This window comes from Enterobacter mori, assembly GCF_025244905.1.
Classification (GTDB): Bacteria; Pseudomonadota; Gammaproteobacteria; order Enterobacterales; family Enterobacteriaceae; genus Enterobacter; species Enterobacter mori_A.
In genome coordinates, this window is sequence record NZ_CP104285.1 from 2,162,687 (window position 1) to 2,179,058 (window position 16,372).

Sequence of the window (16,372 nt, forward strand, 5' to 3'; positions counted from 1 at the left end):
TACTTTTTATTGTTTTAGCTTCGCTATCTGTTTTCGATAGCTTTATACCAAGGGTGAATGGATGGTATTTCAGTGCGGTTACGTTTGAAAAACGATAAATAGTGTAAATTAATATGAGTTTTACTCAATGTTGCGCTTTAGGCTTCAACATCGCCTGGATTATCACACGCTCCCGATCCCCTGCAGGAATGCCTCAACCTGCTCAGGCGTCGCCGTATCTGCCTGGTAAAGGATATCGAGCTTAACGTTCTTCAGCCCGCAGAAGCCAAATACCCCTTCGATAATCTGCGTATGAATCGCCGTCGAATAGCCATGTTTGTCGAATCCGACGAGATCGCTGCCGCCGGTGGCAATCAGGCGGACGGGAACATCACGTAAATTACCCGCAATCCGGCCATCGTCGGCCACCTTATACGCCCAGTTAAGGGTCAACACGCGATCAAACCAGCCTTTTAACAGTGCGGGGACTGACCACCAGTACACCGGGAAGACAAATACCAGCATATCTGCGCGTTCAACGCGCTGCTGCTCGCGCAGAATATCCTCGGGAAGCGCAGTGGGATCGCCGTGATACAAATCAAGGTCGGGGCGAGACATGGTCGGATTAAAGCCTTCAGCATGGAGATCGGCAATTTCTACCTGCTTCCCTTGCTCTCGTAACGTCGTGGCAATGCGATCCGCCAGTGAATGGGATAATGAATGTTCAACAGGGTGAGCCGTCACGATCAGCGCATTATTGATGACATGTGTAACAGACATAGCAACCTCAGCAGGGAAGTGAATTGACACCTATATTACTATTGGTAACTTAGGTGTCAATCCGCCAGCAACGATCATTTTGTGCTGTTCACGTAGGTATCCAGAACGCCAGACATGGCACCGCTGAGCATATCTTCTGCGACGTTGCGGGCGAGTACCCCATTACCCGCAGCAGTACTGAGCGCGTCCGCGGCACCGATGATGGCCGTCAGTACCGCTTCACCCTGCACGCCTTTCAGCACGATAAACGGAGAAAGCGCCGTGCGCAGGCAGTCGGCACATTCGGCAACGCACGCCTCACGAAACGTCTGCAACGCGCGGGAGCCGGACAGCGCTGCGGCTATCGGACCCGTTTCCGGCCCGGCGGTAATGGCGCAGTCTATATAAGCAGCGCTGAAAAAGCGGATCGTCTTCTCCAGCGTTTTGCTGTCGACCGCCAGCGTCTCGCGGAATTTTGCCAGCTGACTATCGCTATAATCCTGATACAGCGCCATCAGCAAGCCTTCACGATCGCCAAAGTGGTCGTAGGGTATCGGCTTTGTCACGTTGGCCCGCTCGGCCAGATAGCCCAACGTGAGCGCCTCGGTGCCTTGCTGGCGAACAATGCCGCGAGCAACCTCCAGCAACTGCACCCGGCGATCCTCTTTTCTTAAGCGCTTAACAACCATGATGTCCTCGTGTCGTTTATCTACTTATAGTAGTTTACATGCTTTCAGCACGAGGCTGAACGCTTTGTGCCGCAGGACGGATCCTGAACCAGATCGCATACATCGCGGGCAGGAAGACCAGCGTAATGATGGTTCCCCCTAACGTTCCGCCGATCAGCGTCCAGGCGAGCGTTCCCCAGAACACAGAATGCGTCAGGGGAATAAAGGCCAGAACGGCAGCCAACGCCGTCAGTAAGACCGGTCTGGCACGCTGTACTGTCGCTTCGACAACCGCATGGAACGGATCGAGCCCCTCTTTCTGGTTATGATCGATTTGACCAATAAGAATCAGCGTATTACGCATCAGAATGCCCGAAAGGGCGATCAATCCGACGAGGGCGTTGATGCCAAACGGCTGATTGAACAGCAGCAAGGTTGGTACCACGCCGATAAGCCCCAGCGGCGCGGTAAGAAATACCATGACCATGGCCGACATGGATCGCACCTGCAGAATGATGATCAGTAGCGTCAGGGCAATCATAATGGGAAACAACGGCACCATTGCCCGGGTCGCTTTGCCTGATTCCTCAATCGATCCGGCCATTTCAATACGGTATCCTGGCGGTAGCGAATCGACGATTGGCTGGAGCTGTTTCATGATGGCGGTAGACACGTCCGGTGGCTGAAGCGTGTCGGCGATATCGCCCCGCACGGTGATGGTCGGGGTTCGATCGCGACGACGCAGCAGCGGATCTTCCATTCTCACCTCAACATCACCAATTTGTGACAGAGGAATGCGCTGGCCTGCATTGCCAACCAGGGTAAAGCCCGCTATTTTTGCCGGATCCAGGCGAATATCACCCGCGGCGCGGCCAATCACCTGAACAGCGCGAATGTCCTCTCGTACAGACGTAATGGGAACACCAGACAGCAGGAACTGCAGCTGCTGGGCAACGGCATTCGAGGTTAAGCCGGTGGCTTGCAGGCGGTCCTGATCGAGCGTGAAATGCAGTGTGGGTACGCGCGTTCCCCAGTCTGTGTTGACGGTCCGCATCATCGGGCTTGCCTCGAGCACGCCTTTCACCTTGTCAGCGATGCCGCGCAGGGTATCGACATCGGGTCCCATCACTCGCCAGGCGACCGGGAAGGGAGAGTAGGGACCAAACACCAGCTGCGTGACGCGCACGCGCGCTTCGGGCGCAAGGCCTTCGGCAACCGCTTTACGTAGTCGGAACTTGAGTGCTTCACGTGATGCCGGGCTATCCGTCAACACCACTATCTTCGCAAATGACGGATCGGGTAACTCAGGTGCCATGGCCAGATAAAAGCGCGGTGAACCCTGACCAATGTACGATGTGACGATGTTGGCTTCTGGCTGTTTCTTCAGCCAGTCTTCTATTTTCGCTGCGGCGGCGCTGGTCTGCTCAATTGACGTGCCGTAGGGCATCTGCACTTCAACCAGCACTTCGGGGCGATCCGACGTCGGGAAAAATTGTTTTTTCACCAGCTCCATGCCCAGGATCGCCAGGATAAAAATAGCGACAACCGTACTCGCCACGATCCATTTTCTGGCGATGACGTGGGTTAAGAGATGGCGAAAACGGTTATAGCGAGGCGTGCCATAGATGGCGGCATGTCCCCCTTCCACTTTGGGCATATCCGGCAGCATTTTTACGCCCAGATAGGGTGTGAAAACCACGGCGACGACCCACGACGCAATCAGCGCCAGGCCGACAATCCAGAACATATTGCTGGTGTATTCTCCCGCCGTTGACTGGGCGAAACCGTTCGGCATAAAGCCAATGGCCGTTACCAGCGTACCGGCGAGCATCGGGGCCGCAGTATGGCTCCAGGCGTAGGCGGAGGCTTTGAGTCTGTCGTAGCCTTCCTCCATTTTTACCACCATCATTTCGATGGCAATAATGGCATCATCAACCAGCAAGCCCAGGGCAAGAATGAGAGAGCCCAGGGTGATGCGGTCAAAGTTAATGCCGCTGGCTTCCATTACCACAAAGACCACGGCCAGTGTCAGAGGAACCGCCGCCGCGACGACCACGCCCACGCGCCAGCCCATGCTGACAAAACAGACCACCATAACAACCAGCAGGGCGACGAAGAATTTGATCATGAACTCATCCACCGACGAGCTGATGTTTACGGACTGATCCGTGACTTTCGTAAGGGTCATTCCCAGAGGCAGACTGTCATTGATTCTTGTCGTTTCGGCATCGAGCGCTTTCCCCAGCGCCAGGCCGTTCCAGCCTTCACGCATCACAATACCCAGCAGCAGAGCCGGTTCGTGCTGGTTACGAATTTGCAGAACAGGCGGGTCTTCATAACCTCGTTCCACCGTGGCGACGTCGGAGAGCTTGAGCGTTTTGCCCTGCGCAATAAACGGCGTATCGCGGATTTTCCGCAGGGTATCGAAAGCCCCGTCGAGGCGTATAAAGATCTGCGCGCCGCGCGTCTCAATCGAACCCGCAGCCGTCAGTACGTTCTGATTGTTCAGTGCATTAAAAATATCCTGAGGCGACAGGCCCAACGTCGCGAGACGCTCGTGAGAGAAGGAGATATAAATCCGCTCAGCCTGCTCACCGATGATATTGACTTTCTTCACGCCCGGGACGTGCAGGAGCTGCTGGCGCATGGTTTCAGCATCGCGCACGAGCAAACGCTGCGGCTCTCCTTTTGCTTTGAGCGCAAAGAGGGCAAAGGTCACATCGGAGAACTCGTCATTGATCATGGGTCCCGTCACGCCTGCAGGGAGATTTCGGCTCTCATCCCCAAGCTTTTTCCTGGCCTGATAGAACTCCTCCTGCACCTCAGAAGGTGGCGTATTGTCCTGTAATGACAGTGTGATAAAGGCCATGCCGGGACGGGTATAGGTTTCCGTACGGTCATACCATTTAAGCTCCTGCAGGCGTTTTTCCAGCGGTTCGGCCACCTGATCCTGGATCTCCTGCGCGGTCGCGCCGGGCCACACGGCGATTGCGGTCATCTGCTTCACCGTGAAAGGCGGATCTTCTGCACGCCCGAGCCCAAAAAACGAGAGAATACCGGCAATCGTCACCAGAATAATCAGAAACAGCGTGACCGAGCGTTCGCGCACGGCAAGCGCTGACAGGTTGAAGCGTCCTTCGCTCATGGCTGACTCTCCGTGCGCTGTTGAGCGAGGCGGACCACTTCGCCTTCATGCAGAAGATGCACCCCTAACGCGACAATCTTTTCACCGGGCGTCACGTCCCCCGTTACCTGGGCGGAATCATCGCTCACGCTAAGCACCTTGACGGGTTGCCAGGTCACTTTGGCGGGTTGAGCCGAGATCCGCCAGACGCCGGGCCCTTTGCCCGCATCGTAGAGCGCCGCAAGGGGAACCTGCATGACCTGGTTTTTCTCATTATGACTCCCTATGTTCAGCGTGACGGTCGCACCCAGCGGCGCATCTGCCAGCGCGCCTGCCAGAACATAGCGCGCCTCGTAGGTACGGGTGGTGGCATCGGCGGAATCAGAGAGCAGACGAAGCGTTGCGGCAACGGGTTGTTTCTCGTTGCCATAGCGAGTCGCCTGCGCTTCGCTCCCGACGACAGGACGCAGGGTCTCGGGAAGTTGCACCAGCGCCTCACGTTGTCCCGCGCGGGCCAGGCGGATAACTGCCTGTCCGGCGCTCACGACCTGACCTGGCTCAGCAAGGGTCTCCATCACCACACCGTCGGAATCGGCCAACAGTACGGCATAGCCCGTCGCGTTTTGCGCGACGTTGGCCTGCGCCCTGGCGGCACTAAGCTCCGCTCTGGCGGTATCGGCCGCCGCTTTAATTTGGTCGTACTCGGATGCTGACACTGCGCCCGAAGCCACAAGACTCCGGTAGCGCGCTTCGTCACCGATCGCTTTTCTTGCACGCGCCTGGGCGGCATCCACCGTCCGTTGCTGAGCCTGCGCCTGTAACGTCAGGTCAACGGGATCGAGGCGCATTAAAGGCTGGCCTTTTTTTACGCTCTGGCCTGTATCAACAAGGCGCTCAAGGACTTTGCCCTGAACCCTGAAACCGAGATCGCTTTGCGTTCTGGCAACCACCACGCCGGTAAACGCGCGAGACGTTGCGTTCGCGCGTTCAACGGACGCGGATCTGACGAGCGGTGGGTGCGTGCGCGGATCGTCGCTCGCCGCGTTATCGCCGCAGGCCACGAGCGCCAACGGCAGGAGAGAAACGAGACAACGGGCTGAAGTAAGCCTGAGCATGGGAAACCCTTATTAAAATAACAGGACAGTTTCCGCATTCTCTGACTGGTGACCAATAATGTCAATGGTCACAAATCAGGGAGCCAGACTTCTTAAAATCAGTGAGGGGAGAAGGATCGCTGCGGTGGGAGCGGTGTCGAGATTGAATTGCAGTTCAATCGGGTTAATGTAGGGGCACATCACCATAAATATCGCGAGCGTAGCCTCATCGAGCGGGGTTTTCCTTTCGAACTCCCCGGACTGCCTGCCTTCCACAATAATGCTCTCAATCAGTTTTAACAGGTGTTCTAAATACCTTTCTGCTGAAGGCCATTTTTCACGCGCGGCAACGGCAGCGATGTCGTAGAGCTTACGATCGTGGAAAAACAGTTCGCTTCCCGCCTCGGTGAGCGCCCTGAAGAGACGACGTATTTTCTCGCTGGCGGATGGCGCCTCGGCGAGCGCTGAATGCACTGCGGCCATGATCAGCTCCAGGCGGTTAGCGCAGATCACCTCGCCGATAGCCTGTTTGGAGTCAAAAAATTTATAAATGTAGGCCTTTGAAATACCGATGGATTTAGCAAGTTCTGCCACGGTGGTTTTTTCATAGCCGTAGTGACCGAAGTGCTCAAACGCCGCTTCGACGATCTGCTCTCGGACGGAGTGGTCAAGTGGACCACGTGTAACTGGGACGTTCAAATTTTTAGTCATTTTTTAAGCTTAGCGTGACAGGCTTTGAATGACAACGAGTGACCATTTCGTAATTTGGTTACATGCGTTTTCATCATGAACCCTTCAGACGGGACGATAAATCAGACAGGTAAGTGTATCACTGTTTTTCGTGTGCAATGGCATCTATCTGACAGTGATATGCGAAGGTTTCAGCGCAAATCCGCTGCACTGAAGAGCGGCCTGAATTGAACGCAGCGCCAGGCTAAAAACGCCATTAACAAGGTCGGCCAGCCTTGTGTCGATGCGTTTTAATCGGCGGGTGGGAGGAGGCCGCAAAAAAGATGCGGCCTTATATATCAGGCAGCCAGTTCAGGCATCTGCTCCTTCACGAAATTTAACACCTTACTCGCGTCCAAAGACGATAGGGTAAACTCTCAATAATGGCGATAGAACGCGTATTGCCCACCGTTTCTTTATAAAGCTATAAACCCAGATCGCTCAGAGAGGGGTGATCGTCCGGACGTCTCCCCAGCGGCCAGTGGAACAGTCGTTCTGATTGATTAATCGGCATATCGTTTACGCAGGCAAAACGGCGCTTCATCAACCCGTCCGGCTCAAACTCCCAGTTTTCATTACCGTATGAACGGAACCAGTTGCCGGAATCATCATGCCATTCATAGGCATAGCGCACCGCAATTCGGTTATCCGTAAATGCCCAGAGCTCTTTAATCAGACGATACTCCAGCTCTTTTTTCCATTTCCGCGCCAGAAACGCCTGGGCTTCTTCACGGTTGGTCGCGAATTCTGCGCGGTTGCGCCATTGGGTATCGAGCGTATAGGCAAGCGCGACTTTCGCCGGGTCGCGACTGTTCCAGCCATCTTCTGCCAGTCTGACTTTTTCGATAGCGCTTTCACGGGTGAAGGGCGGTAAAGGAGGGCGTGTGTTCATTGCGATTACCTCAGAGTTATATTATGTAGACAGATCTGTCTACATGCAGTAATCTATGCCTGTAAAATAACGCTGTCAACATCCATTTTAAGGCGACGAATAAGTGAAAGCTGAACCTGCAAGTCACGATACAAAAATCAGCGTCAGGGATAAAATATTACTGGCGGCGCACGATCTGTTTTATTCCACAGGCTTCAGGGCAACGGGGGTGGATACGCTGATTAAAGCGTCGAAAGTGACCAAGGTGACTTTCTATCGCCATTTCCCGAGTAAAAGTTTACTTATTCTCGCCTATTTGCACTATCGGCATGAAATATGGATGAACTGGTTTGAGTCCACGCTGCGTCGGCATCTCGATGAAGGCGAAATACCTTCTGATGCGATATCTGCAACGTTTTACGAATGGTTTATTTCACCCGAGTTCCACGGCTGCGCGTTTATTAATGCCAGCGCAGAGGCAAAATCGGAAGATATTGAAAGCGAAATAAAAGAGATATGCCGGGACCATAAATCAGAAACAAAGAAAACAATCGTCACGCTCGCCGGTATCAATGATGAAGAGACCGTCAATGACATGATGATGCTCATTGACGGCGCCATTATTCATGCGCAAATGGGAATGGATCCAGAAAGGGTAGTAAAAGCGTTAAAAACGGGCTTAGAGAAACTGACCGGCCAGTGATATTCCCTGTGATTAATCAGCCATCGCTCCAGGCCGATCAAGCACCCGCGCTACACTGTCGGGATGGTGCCGCCATCAATCACATATTCAGTGCCTGTGATACTTGAAGCATGAGATGAGGCGAGGAAGACGATGAGGTTAGCCACCTCAATCGGTTTGGCAGGGCGTCCGAGCGGTATTCCACCTAACGCCTTCATAACGATCTGTTTGCCACCTTCGTAGTCTGTTCCTGCCTGCTCTGCCAGCCTCTCCGCCAGTGCAACCGCCGCTTCAGTTTCGATCCAGCCGGGCGCAACGCGCACCACTCGAACACCCTTTGGCGAAACTTCCTTTGAAAGACTTTTGCTGTAGGTTGAGAGGGCTGCTTTAGCCGCCGCGTAGCCCGTGGTTGATTCCGGTAACGGCAGTTCGCGCTGAATAGACGTCACGTGAATAATCACCCCATTTCCCTGCGCAAGCATTCCGGGGAGCAAGGCGCGATCTAAGCGTACGGCGGGCAACAGGTTAAGATTAAGCTCCTGCTGCCACTCGTCTTCGCCAAGAGCAGCGAAACCGCCACCGGGTGCGGTTGACCCCCCTGCGACATGAACAATCACGTCGACACCTCCCATCTGTTCCTGCACCGCCGATGCGACGGAGGCACACCCTGCAACTGTCGTCAGGTCAGCGGCGACGAATGTATCGGCGATATTTACCTCTGGCGCGTGGCGTGCCGTGGTGAATACCGTTGCACCGAGCTGTTTTAAAAGTCCGACGACTGCTTTTCCGAGCCCTTTTGTGCCAGCGGTAACAAGCACGCGCTTGCCTTTGAAATCAATATCTAATGACATGGCCTTTCACTCCCGTTATATACAGTACAGGTATATTCAACATAGACTGAGAAATTGACAAGTACGCACGAAAAAGTGAGCTACTGAATTATGAGTAAGTTATATAGTCCGGAATCTGCCGCAAGCGGCGTGGAGCAGGTATTACAGCTGCTGGAAGGCCGCTGGAAATTAATTATTCTTTTTCATCTTTTCGATGGAAAAGTGCAGCGCTACTCCGATTTCGAAAAACTGATCCCCGGTATTTCCCAGAAGATGCTGGCGCAGCAGCTTCGGCAACTGGAATCCGACGGAATTGTTTCGCGGATGGTCTACCCGCAAGTACCACCGAAAGTGGAATATCGACTCACCGAATGGGGGCAGGCATTATGCCCGGCGCTGGATGCCATGCTGAAATGGGCGGAAAAGCGCGAGGCTTACGCAAGCACGTAAACCCGGCGGCCAACCGCTGGGATCTCTTTCAAAATGCCCAGCGGTGAATATCACCAATGGTATGTCATTCACATATCGCCCTGCAGCGCACAAAGCGTGTCATGCTGTGCCAGCGATAGCGCACTGGCGCTGGCGGGATCGAACAGCGAGATGCTCTCAATCTGATTGAGTAAAATCACCTTCCGGAATGACATGGCGCTGCGGGGTTCTGAGTCGAGCGTGATCTTATGCTCCGCATACCACCGGCTGTAGTTATTCTCGATGCGCAGATTCATCGTCTTCGCGTCTCTGTACCCGCTCAACATCGGGATCAGCACAATATTGGCCGTTTTTTCATATTCCAGCGTCGCGGTGTGGATCATCCCGACGTAAATCCGCCTCGACCGAAGCGATACCTGCGCCAGTTCGCCTTCCTCCATGCATTGATACAGCACCTGTTCAATACCGCTCGACTGCGCCAGACGTTTGTAGAGCTTTTTCCGGTTTTCACCGTCCAGCCTGGCGCTGCCTGCCCAGTTAGAGCGGTAGAGACAAAACAGAATGGCAAACGCCAGCATCACGACCACCGGCGCCTGAATGCCTAAAAAGCTCCAGTTCATAAAGTCGATTTGCCAGTCGGTATATTTCGGTGAGGAAAAGTGAAAAGCGTTGTTGGCGGCGGAAAGGGCGAACAGCACCAGCCAGAGCAGACCGGTAGCGATGACTCCCTGAAGAACAAAAATACAGCCATAAAGCGCCACGAGAAAATAGACGTCCCAGCCGAAGGAACGCTTGATTTTAAAGCGGGTGGACAGGTCGCGGCTGGTGTACCAGTACCCGCACACCATCAGCACCATAAAGATTGCCGTTCCCATATCAGACCCTCTTCAGCGCGTCGACGTGACGCAGAAAATCCTGCCGCACCTCGCTGCTTTTGTAGTTCACCGAGGCGTTCCCGTCCTGGTCGATAATGATGCGGTCGCCGTCTTCTACGGCTTCAATGATTTCCTGCTGGCTCATTACCTGAAGCAATGACTCAGGGCTGGAGAAAAGGGAGAGAAAGAAGCGTTTCATGTCAGCCATCCTTATGAATAAAAAGGATAAGCCTGGAAGAAGGGCTGCGAGTTTGCCTTAAGGATATCCTGAAAGTTAAAGCCGGGTGGCGGCTACGCATTATCCGGTCTACAAAACCCATTCATTCCAATTAACCTAAGATATTGATATATAAATAAAATAAAAAATAGACTAACACAAACTTGGACAAATAACAATGATTGTGTAAGTTTTAATTATACGATTACGCCACGTTATTTACCGCCAGGATGTGACCCATGAGCACGTTGCCGCCCGTTGTCAGTCGGTTTGTTGATTACTACGCCACGCTGGACGCTCAGCCGCCGTCGGCGCTGGTGGGGCTTTATCACCCGGATGCCACGCTTGTCGATCCGTTTGGCGAACACAACGGGCTTTTTGCGCTCCAGCGCTATTTCACCCATTTGCTGGCGAATGTCGAAAACTGCCGTTTTACCATTGATGCTCCCCTTCTGAACGAACACCAGTTTGTCGTCACCTGGACAATGCACTGGTCGCACCCGCGCATTGCCGGGGGAGAGCCGCTCGGCCTGCCAGGATGTTCAGTGGTGGACACGGAAAACGATCTCATCACGCGTCAGCGCGACTACTACGACGCGGGGGAGATGATCTACGAACACCTTCCTCTGCTGGGCTGGGCGGTACGCGGCGTCAAGCGGAGGGTCAAATCATGAAAACGGTGCTCATTACCGGCGCCAGCTCGGGCATTGGGGCCGGGCTGGCGAAATCCTTTGCCGCTGATGGCTTCCAGGTTATTGCCTGCGGGCGCGATGCGTCGCGTCTGGACGCTCTTCAGCTGCACAGCCCGAACATCACGGTGCGCCGCTTCGATATGACAGACAGGGAAGCCTGTCGCCAGGCATTGAAGGACTGTCATGCCGAACTGGCGATCCTCTGCGCCGGGACGTGTGAATACCTCGATCGCGGCGTGGTCGATGCCGCGCGGGTGGAGCGGGTGATGAACACCAATTTCCTCGGCCCGGTGAACTGCATTGCTGCAATTCAGCCGCAGCTGGCTGCAGGTCATCGCGTGGTATTGGTCAGTTCGATGGCGCACTGGCTTCATTTTCCGCGAGCCGAAGCCTACGGCGCGTCCAAAGCCGCACTCACCTGGTTCGCCGACACCCTGCGTCTGGACTGGGAGCCGAAAGGGATTGGCGTAACCGTGGTTTCTCCGGGGTTTGTGGATACGCCGCTGACCCAAAAAAATGATTTTGCCATGCCGGGCAGAGTGACCGTTGATGAGGCCGTGAATGCAATACGCGCCGGGCTGGCGAAGAATAAAAACCATATCGCGTTCCCTTCCGGATTCGGCCTGATGCTGCGGCTGCTCTCACGGCTTCCGACCCTGATCCAGAACGCGCTGCTGCGCAGGATGGTGCGCTCATGAGGATCGCGATTATCGGCAGCGGTATTGCCGGGCTGACCTGCGCCTGGCGTCTGGCGGGCCATCATCAGGTCACCCTGTTTGAAGCGGGCGCAACGCCGGGCGGACACACCGCGACGGTTGACGTCTCCACGTCGCAGGGGAACTGGGCCATCGACACCGGGTTTATCGTCTACAACGACCGCACCTATCCGCGCTTTATGGGCCTGCTCAGCGAGCTGGGCATCAGCGGCCAAAAAACGCAGATGAGCTTTTCTGTGCACAACCCGCAGTCCGGCCTGGAGTATAACGGGCACACGCTGACGTCGCTGTTTGCTCAGCGCCGAAACCTGGTGAATCCTGCATTCTGGCGGCTGCTCGGGGAGATCGTCCGCTTCAATCGTCTGGCAAAACAGGCGCTGGATGGGGAGGTGGACCCGAACGCCACGCTGCAAACGTTTCTGGAGGCACACCGGTTCACCCCGTATTTTGCACGCCATTACATTCTGCCGATGGGGGCCGCGATCTGGTCCTCGTCGCTGCAGGAGATGAAACGTTTCCCGCTGCCGCTCTTTTTGCGCTTCTTTCACCACCACGGCCTGCTGGATATTACCCATCGTCCGCAGTGGTACGTTGTGCCCGGCGGCTCGCGGGAGTATATCCGCGCCATGCTCGACAAGCTGGGCGACCGTCTGAACTTGCATCTCAATTCGCCGGTGCAGCGGGTGAGTCGCCACAAGCACGGAGTTACGCTTCAGCTTGAAAACGGCAGCCATACCTTCGAACAAGTGATTTTTGCCTGCCATTCCGGGCAGGCGCTGGCGATGCTGGACGAGCCGACCCCTGCAGAACGTGACGTGCTGGGCGATATCGGCTGGCAGCGCAACGAGGTGGTCTTACACAGCGACAGGCGCTGGCTGCCGGTGCGCGAGCGCGCGTGGGCGAGCTGGAACTATCGCCTGAGTGAACGTGACCAGACCAGCGCCTGCGTCACTTACAACATGAACATTTTGCAGGGGCTCCCTGAGGGGAGTCCGCTGTTCTGCGTCACGCTGAATCCTGAAACGCCGGTTGATGAACGTTTCGTTCTGAAGCGCTTTATCTATGAACACCCGCTGTTCAACCCTAAAAGCTGGCGCGCGCAGGCGCGTCGCGGAGAGATTAACGGTCATAACCGGAGCTGGTTCTGCGGGGCGTACTGGTACAACGGTTTTCATGAGGACGGGGTGCGCAGCGCGCTGGACGTGGTCAATGCGCTAGCCGCCGGGGAGGGGAACTGAGATGAACAGTTGTCTCTACCACGGCGTATTGCGCCACCGCCGTTTTCAGCCGAAAACCCACGCATTCAGCTACAGCGTCTTTATGGCCTGGCTGGATCTTGATGAGCTGGAAACATTGCCCTCGGTGGGGGTACGCCGTAACCGGGTGGCCGCCGCCTCGTTCCACGACGCGGACTATCCGCTCGGCACGCCGCTCAAAGAGAACGTGCTGAGCAGGCTGGAGAGCCTGACCGGGGAACGTCCGCAGGGGCGAGTCATGCTCCTGACGCAGCTGCGCTACTTCGGGTTCCATTTTAATCCGGTCAATTTTTACTACTGCTATGACCAGCACAATGCGCTTCGCTGGGTGCTCGCCGAAGTGCGGAACACGCCGTGGAACGAGCGGCACTACTACGCGGTAGACGGGCAGAATGCCCAGCCCACGGAGAAAGCGTTTCACGTTTCGCCCTTCAACCCGATGGACATGGTCTACCAGTGGCGCTTCAACAACCCGGACAACACGCTGCATATGCACATTGAAAACCATCAGGGAGCGAAGGTCTTTGACGCCACGCTGGCGCTGCGTCGGGAGCCGCTAACCCGCCCGGCGCTGCGTTCGCTGCTGCTGCGCATCCCGCTGATGACCCTGAAAACCGTTTTCGCCATTTACTGGCAGGCGCTGCGGCTGTGGCTTAAGCGCGTGCCGCTGTATAACCATCCCGTCAGCAGGAGTGAACGCTCATGACCGATCCCGTCTTTGCGCTAGAACCCGATATCCCGCGCAACGTCCGCATCGCGCGCTGGCTGCTTTTTCGGCTGCTAAGCGACATTCGCGGCGGCTCGCTTACGCTGCGTGAAGGGGCGCAAACCTTTCATTTTGGTGAGACATCTGCCGCGCTGCATGCCGACGTGCAGATCCTCACGCCAGGCCTTTACTGGCGCATCTTAACGGGCGGCAGCCTCGCGGCAGCAGAGGCCTGGATGGACGGCGAATGGGAGACCACGCACCTGACGCCGCTTCTGGAACTGCTGGCGCTTAACGGCAAGGTGCTTGGCCGTCTCGAGAATGGTTTCCGCCTGCTCGGCAGGCCGCTGGAGCGGCTGCGCCACTGGATGCGGCGCAACTCCCGCGCGCAGGCACGGGAAAATATTGCCGCCCATTACGATCTGGGCAACACCTTTTATGCCCATTTTCTGGATAAAGAGCTGCTCTATTCCAGCGCGCTGTTCACCGCTGACGAGCAGGATCTCACGGCCGCTCAGCAGGCCAAAATGGCGCGTCTGTGCGACCAGCTGGCGCTTAACGCGGGCGACCACCTGCTGGAAATTGGCACCGGCTGGGGGGCGATGGCGGAGTATGCGGCCCGTCACTACGGCTGTCGGGTAACCACCACCACGCTGTCGCAGGAGCAATATATCTGGGCGACCGAGCGCATTGCCCGCGCCGGGTTGCAGGATCGCGTTGAGGTGCTGCTCTGCGACTATCGCGACCTTACCGGGCAGTACGACAAGCTGGTGTCAATAGAGATGATTGAAGCCGTCGGGCAACGCTATCTGCCCACGTTCTTCCGTACCTGCCAGGCGAGGCTGCGCCCGGGGGGACGGATGGCGATTCAGGCCATCACCATTCAGGATCAGCGCTACCGCGATTACAGCAAAAGCGTCGACTTTATCCAGCGCTACATTTTCCCTGGCGGCTTCCTGCCGAGCATTACCGCCATGAACGAATTGATGACGCGCCACACCGATTTCGTGGTGCGCAATCTCTTCGACATGGGACCGGACTACGCCCGCACGCTGGCTCACTGGCGGCAGCGCTTTGTCCATGCCTGGCAGGAGATTGAAGCGCTCGGCTTTGACGAACGTTTCCGCCGGATGTGGCTCTACTACTTTGGCTACTGCGAAGCCGGGTTTAACGCCCGCACCATCAGCGTGGTGCAGCTGACAGCGGAACGCGTATGAGACGTTACGTGCAGGTGTTCCTGATGGCGATCGCGTTCGATCTCTACTGGACGCTGGTGGTGCTGTTTCGCGAGCGGGGGCTGGTCGTCTGGCTCACGCTGGCGATCCTTGCCTGCCTGATGCTGTCGCCTGCACACCGTATTTACGCCATTTTGCTGGCGGCTGTGGGTAGCCTGCTGGACGCCCTCTGGGCGGCGACGGGGCTGATTGCCTTCACGGGCGACTCGCTGATGCCCCTGTGGATGGTGGCGCTGTGGCTGATGTTCGCCACCGTCTGGACCCGGCTGACGTGCAGCACCACCTTGCCGGGCTGGATCTTAACGTTGCTGGCGACCGTCGGCGGACCCGTGGCGTACCTGATCGGTGAGCGGCTGGGGGCCATTACGTTCCTGGAACCTGGTTTTATCGTCGTCAGCTGGATGGTGCCGGGCTGGCTGGTATTAATGCTGTTTTTCCACCTGCTGATGGGGAGACAACAATGAAAACCCTGCTGATGCTTATCTGTCTGAGCATTGCCGTACCGGTCGCGAACGCCGCCGACTGGCTAAGCTGGCGCAAAGTAGGCAGTGCCACGCTCACCTGGGGGCCCTTCACCGTCTACACCTCGCAGCTGTTGACGCCCGATGGACGCTACACTGGCGAAAACAGGGATCAGGCGCTGGTCATTACCTACGCACGCGACATCGACCGAAAGGATCTGGTCGAAGCGACGCGCGATCAGTGGCAGGCGCAGGGAATTTTGCAGCAGGAACCGCTGAGCGAAGCATGGCTTCGCAGGCTGGAATCGCTCTGGCCGGACGTCAAGGCAGGCGCGCAGCTGGCGTTTGTGCTTAAAAACCAGCAGGGACAGTTCTGGTACCGCGCGCCTGACGCGCAGACAGGTTTCACTCCACTGGGGCCACCGCAGTCCGCCGCATTAAGCTCGCGCTTTCTGGCCATCTGGCTCGATCCCCGCACGCAATACCCTGAACTGCGTCAGCAGTTAATTGGAGGCCAAAAATGAAACGTTTCCTGACCCTGGCGCTGGCGCTCACGATGCTGCTGGCAGGCTGCAGTACGGAGGTGACCGAGTATCGCCAGCAGCAGCCACGGCTTGATATCTTCCATTACTTCCAGGGCAAAACCGAAGCGTGGGGCATGGTGCAGGATCGCAGCGGCAAGCAGATCCGCCGTTTCCACGTTGAGATCGCCGGGGACGTGATTGGCGATACGCTGACGCTCAACGAGCACTTTGTTTACGACGATGGTGAAAAACAGCAGCGCGTCTGGCACATCCGCCGCGTGGGGAACGATCGCTACGAGGGAACGGCGGGGGATATTGAAGGGGTTGCCACGGGGCGGGCCGCAGGCAATGCCTTTAACTGGCATTACAGCATGAACGTAAAGGCCAACGGCAAAACCTGGCTGCTGCACTTTGACGACTGGATGTACCTGCAGGATGAGAGCCATCTGTTCAATAAAACCGAAATGAAGAAATTTGGCGTCACCGTTGCCACGGTGACGCTGTTCTTTACCCGTAAGGCCTAAC

The 16,372-nt window shown here is 56.2% G+C and carries 19 protein-coding genes; 10 read left to right on the forward strand and 9 right to left on the reverse strand.

What is annotated here, in order from left to right; genetic code table 11:
* Positions 1-162: 162 nt before the first annotated feature.
* The 6 genes from N2K86_RS10360 to N2K86_RS10385 all read right to left on the reverse strand — a co-directional run bounded on the left by N2K86_RS10360 (position 163) and on the right by N2K86_RS10385 (position 7,245).
* On the reverse strand, positions 163-759 hold the full coding sequence (locus N2K86_RS10360) for an NAD(P)H-dependent oxidoreductase (RefSeq protein WP_260661427.1): 597 nt from the start codon (positions 757-759) through the stop codon (positions 163-165).
* Between the two features lie 74 nt (positions 760-833).
* Positions 834-1,427, reverse strand: a complete 594-nt coding sequence (locus N2K86_RS10365) for a TetR/AcrR family transcriptional regulator (RefSeq protein WP_260661428.1) — start codon at positions 1,425-1,427, stop codon at positions 834-836.
* Positions 1,428-1,461: 34 nt separating this feature from the next.
* Positions 1,462-4,551: an efflux RND transporter permease subunit gene (locus N2K86_RS10370; RefSeq protein WP_260661429.1), complete on the reverse strand. Its 3,090-nt coding sequence runs from the start codon at positions 4,549-4,551 to the stop codon at positions 1,462-1,464.
* Positions 4,548-5,645 (reverse strand): efflux RND transporter periplasmic adaptor subunit, encoded by a 1,098-nt coding sequence (locus tag N2K86_RS10375; protein WP_260661430.1) that lies wholly within the window; start codon positions 5,643-5,645, stop codon positions 4,548-4,550. Before N2K86_RS10375 ends, N2K86_RS10370 begins: the two co-directional genes overlap by 4 nt.
* A 75-nt stretch (positions 5,646-5,720) precedes the next feature.
* Positions 5,721-6,335 carry a TetR/AcrR family transcriptional regulator gene (locus N2K86_RS10380; RefSeq protein WP_260661431.1) on the reverse strand — a complete coding sequence of 205 codons (615 nt, stop codon included), beginning with the start codon at positions 6,333-6,335 and terminating at the stop codon, positions 5,721-5,723.
* Between the two features lie 442 nt (positions 6,336-6,777).
* The gene (locus tag N2K86_RS10385; RefSeq protein ID WP_260661432.1) at positions 6,778-7,245 is read right to left on the reverse strand and encodes a nuclear transport factor 2 family protein; all 468 of its coding nucleotides are present in this window, start codon (positions 7,243-7,245) and stop codon (positions 6,778-6,780) included.
* A gap of 103 nt (positions 7,246-7,348) precedes the next feature.
* Between N2K86_RS10385 and N2K86_RS10390 the strand changes: the two genes are divergently transcribed.
* On the forward strand, positions 7,349-7,927 hold the full coding sequence (locus N2K86_RS10390) for a TetR/AcrR family transcriptional regulator (protein ID WP_260661433.1): 579 nt from the start codon (positions 7,349-7,351) through the stop codon (positions 7,925-7,927).
* 50 nt (positions 7,928-7,977) lie between these two features.
* Here N2K86_RS10390 and N2K86_RS10395 read toward each other — a convergent pair whose 3' ends face one another.
* Complete coding sequence (locus N2K86_RS10395) at positions 7,978-8,757, reverse strand: SDR family oxidoreductase (protein ID WP_260661434.1); 780 nt, start codon at positions 8,755-8,757, stop codon at positions 7,978-7,980.
* Between the two features lie 90 nt (positions 8,758-8,847).
* Here N2K86_RS10395 and N2K86_RS10400 point away from each other — a divergent pair, with 90 nt between their 5' ends.
* Entirely contained in the window at positions 8,848-9,186 is a 339-nt protein-coding gene (locus tag N2K86_RS10400) for a winged helix-turn-helix transcriptional regulator (protein WP_260661435.1), read from the forward strand.
* A gap of 68 nt (positions 9,187-9,254) precedes the next feature.
* Here N2K86_RS10400 and N2K86_RS10405 read toward each other — a convergent pair whose 3' ends face one another.
* Both N2K86_RS10405 and N2K86_RS10410 read right to left on the reverse strand, forming a co-directional pair.
* A complete protein-coding gene (locus N2K86_RS10405) occupies positions 9,255-10,040 on the reverse strand; it encodes a hypothetical protein (protein ID WP_260661436.1) in 786 nt (261 codons plus the stop codon).
* 1 nt (position 10,041) lies between these two features.
* Positions 10,042-10,239 (reverse strand): hypothetical protein, encoded by a 198-nt coding sequence (locus N2K86_RS10410; protein ID WP_260661437.1) that lies wholly within the window; start codon positions 10,237-10,239, stop codon positions 10,042-10,044.
* 257 nt (positions 10,240-10,496) lie between these two features.
* Here N2K86_RS10410 and N2K86_RS10415 point away from each other — a divergent pair, with 257 nt between their 5' ends.
* Genes N2K86_RS10415 through N2K86_RS10450 form a run of 8 tightly spaced genes read left to right on the forward strand, consistent with a single transcriptional unit; the run spans position 10,497 to position 16,371 of the window.
* Entirely contained in the window at positions 10,497-10,931 is a 435-nt protein-coding gene (locus N2K86_RS10415) for a nuclear transport factor 2 family protein (RefSeq protein WP_260661438.1), read from the forward strand.
* On the forward strand, positions 10,928-11,647 hold the full coding sequence (locus tag N2K86_RS10420; protein WP_260661439.1) for an SDR family NAD(P)-dependent oxidoreductase: 720 nt from the start codon (positions 10,928-10,930) through the stop codon (positions 11,645-11,647). The genes N2K86_RS10415 and N2K86_RS10420 overlap by 4 nt, the downstream gene beginning before the upstream one ends.
* Positions 11,644-12,903: an NAD(P)/FAD-dependent oxidoreductase gene (locus N2K86_RS10425; protein ID WP_260661440.1), complete on the forward strand. Its 1,260-nt coding sequence runs from the start codon at positions 11,644-11,646 to the stop codon at positions 12,901-12,903. Before N2K86_RS10420 ends, N2K86_RS10425 begins: the two co-directional genes overlap by 4 nt.
* A gap of 1 nt (position 12,904) precedes the next feature.
* A complete protein-coding gene (locus N2K86_RS10430) occupies positions 12,905-13,627 on the forward strand; it encodes a DUF1365 domain-containing protein (RefSeq protein WP_260661441.1) in 723 nt (240 codons plus the stop codon).
* Positions 13,624-14,844 (forward strand): SAM-dependent methyltransferase, encoded by a 1,221-nt coding sequence (locus N2K86_RS10435; RefSeq protein WP_260661442.1) that lies wholly within the window; start codon positions 13,624-13,626, stop codon positions 14,842-14,844. The genes N2K86_RS10430 and N2K86_RS10435 overlap by 4 nt, the downstream gene beginning before the upstream one ends.
* Complete coding sequence (locus N2K86_RS10440) at positions 14,841-15,326, forward strand: DUF2878 domain-containing protein (protein ID WP_260661443.1); 486 nt, start codon at positions 14,841-14,843, stop codon at positions 15,324-15,326. Before N2K86_RS10435 ends, N2K86_RS10440 begins: the two co-directional genes overlap by 4 nt.
* Positions 15,323-15,847: a hypothetical protein gene (locus N2K86_RS10445; RefSeq protein ID WP_260661444.1), complete on the forward strand. Its 525-nt coding sequence runs from the start codon at positions 15,323-15,325 to the stop codon at positions 15,845-15,847. Before N2K86_RS10440 ends, N2K86_RS10445 begins: the two co-directional genes overlap by 4 nt.
* Positions 15,844-16,371, forward strand: a complete 528-nt coding sequence (locus tag N2K86_RS10450) for a DUF3833 domain-containing protein (RefSeq protein WP_260661445.1) — start codon at positions 15,844-15,846, stop codon at positions 16,369-16,371. Before N2K86_RS10445 ends, N2K86_RS10450 begins: the two co-directional genes overlap by 4 nt.
* The last annotated feature ends 1 nt before the right edge of the window (position 16,372 follow it).

What these genes read in the sequence shown, in the direction of transcription:
- N2K86_RS10360 (WP_260661427.1), bottom strand. Translation starts at nt 759, where the DNA reads ATGTCTGTTACACATGTCATCAATAATGCGCTGATCGTGACGGCTCAC.
- N2K86_RS10365 (WP_260661428.1), bottom strand. Translation starts at nt 1,427, where the DNA reads ATGGTTGTTAAGCGCTTAAGAAAAGAGGATCGCCGGGTGCAGTTGCTG.
- N2K86_RS10370 (WP_260661429.1), bottom strand. Translation starts at nt 4,551, where the DNA reads ATGAGCGAAGGACGCTTCAACCTGTCAGCGCTTGCCGTGCGCGAACGC.
- N2K86_RS10375 (WP_260661430.1), bottom strand. Translation starts at nt 5,645, where the DNA reads ATGCTCAGGCTTACTTCAGCCCGTTGTCTCGTTTCTCTCCTGCCGTTG.
- N2K86_RS10380 (WP_260661431.1), bottom strand. Translation starts at nt 6,335, where the DNA reads ATGACTAAAAATTTGAACGTCCCAGTTACACGTGGTCCACTTGACCAC.
- N2K86_RS10385 (WP_260661432.1), bottom strand. Translation starts at nt 7,245, where the DNA reads ATGAACACACGCCCTCCTTTACCGCCCTTCACCCGTGAAAGCGCTATC.
- N2K86_RS10395 (WP_260661434.1), bottom strand. Translation starts at nt 8,757, where the DNA reads ATGTCATTAGATATTGATTTCAAAGGCAAGCGCGTGCTTGTTACCGCT.
- N2K86_RS10400 (WP_260661435.1), top strand. Translation starts at nt 8,848, where the DNA reads ATGAGTAAGTTATATAGTCCGGAATCTGCCGCAAGCGGCGTGGAGCAG.
- N2K86_RS10405 (WP_260661436.1), bottom strand. Translation starts at nt 10,040, where the DNA reads ATGGGAACGGCAATCTTTATGGTGCTGATGGTGTGCGGGTACTGGTAC.
- N2K86_RS10410 (WP_260661437.1), bottom strand. Translation starts at nt 10,239, where the DNA reads ATGAAACGCTTCTTTCTCTCCCTTTTCTCCAGCCCTGAGTCATTGCTT.
- N2K86_RS10415 (WP_260661438.1), top strand. Translation starts at nt 10,497, where the DNA reads ATGAGCACGTTGCCGCCCGTTGTCAGTCGGTTTGTTGATTACTACGCC.
- N2K86_RS10420 (WP_260661439.1), top strand. Translation starts at nt 10,928, where the DNA reads ATGAAAACGGTGCTCATTACCGGCGCCAGCTCGGGCATTGGGGCCGGG.
- N2K86_RS10425 (WP_260661440.1), top strand. Translation starts at nt 11,644, where the DNA reads ATGAGGATCGCGATTATCGGCAGCGGTATTGCCGGGCTGACCTGCGCC.
- N2K86_RS10430 (WP_260661441.1), top strand. Translation starts at nt 12,905, where the DNA reads ATGAACAGTTGTCTCTACCACGGCGTATTGCGCCACCGCCGTTTTCAG.
- N2K86_RS10435 (WP_260661442.1), top strand. Translation starts at nt 13,624, where the DNA reads ATGACCGATCCCGTCTTTGCGCTAGAACCCGATATCCCGCGCAACGTC.
- N2K86_RS10440 (WP_260661443.1), top strand. Translation starts at nt 14,841, where the DNA reads ATGAGACGTTACGTGCAGGTGTTCCTGATGGCGATCGCGTTCGATCTC.
- N2K86_RS10445 (WP_260661444.1), top strand. Translation starts at nt 15,323, where the DNA reads ATGAAAACCCTGCTGATGCTTATCTGTCTGAGCATTGCCGTACCGGTC.
- N2K86_RS10450 (WP_260661445.1), top strand. Translation starts at nt 15,844, where the DNA reads ATGAAACGTTTCCTGACCCTGGCGCTGGCGCTCACGATGCTGCTGGCA.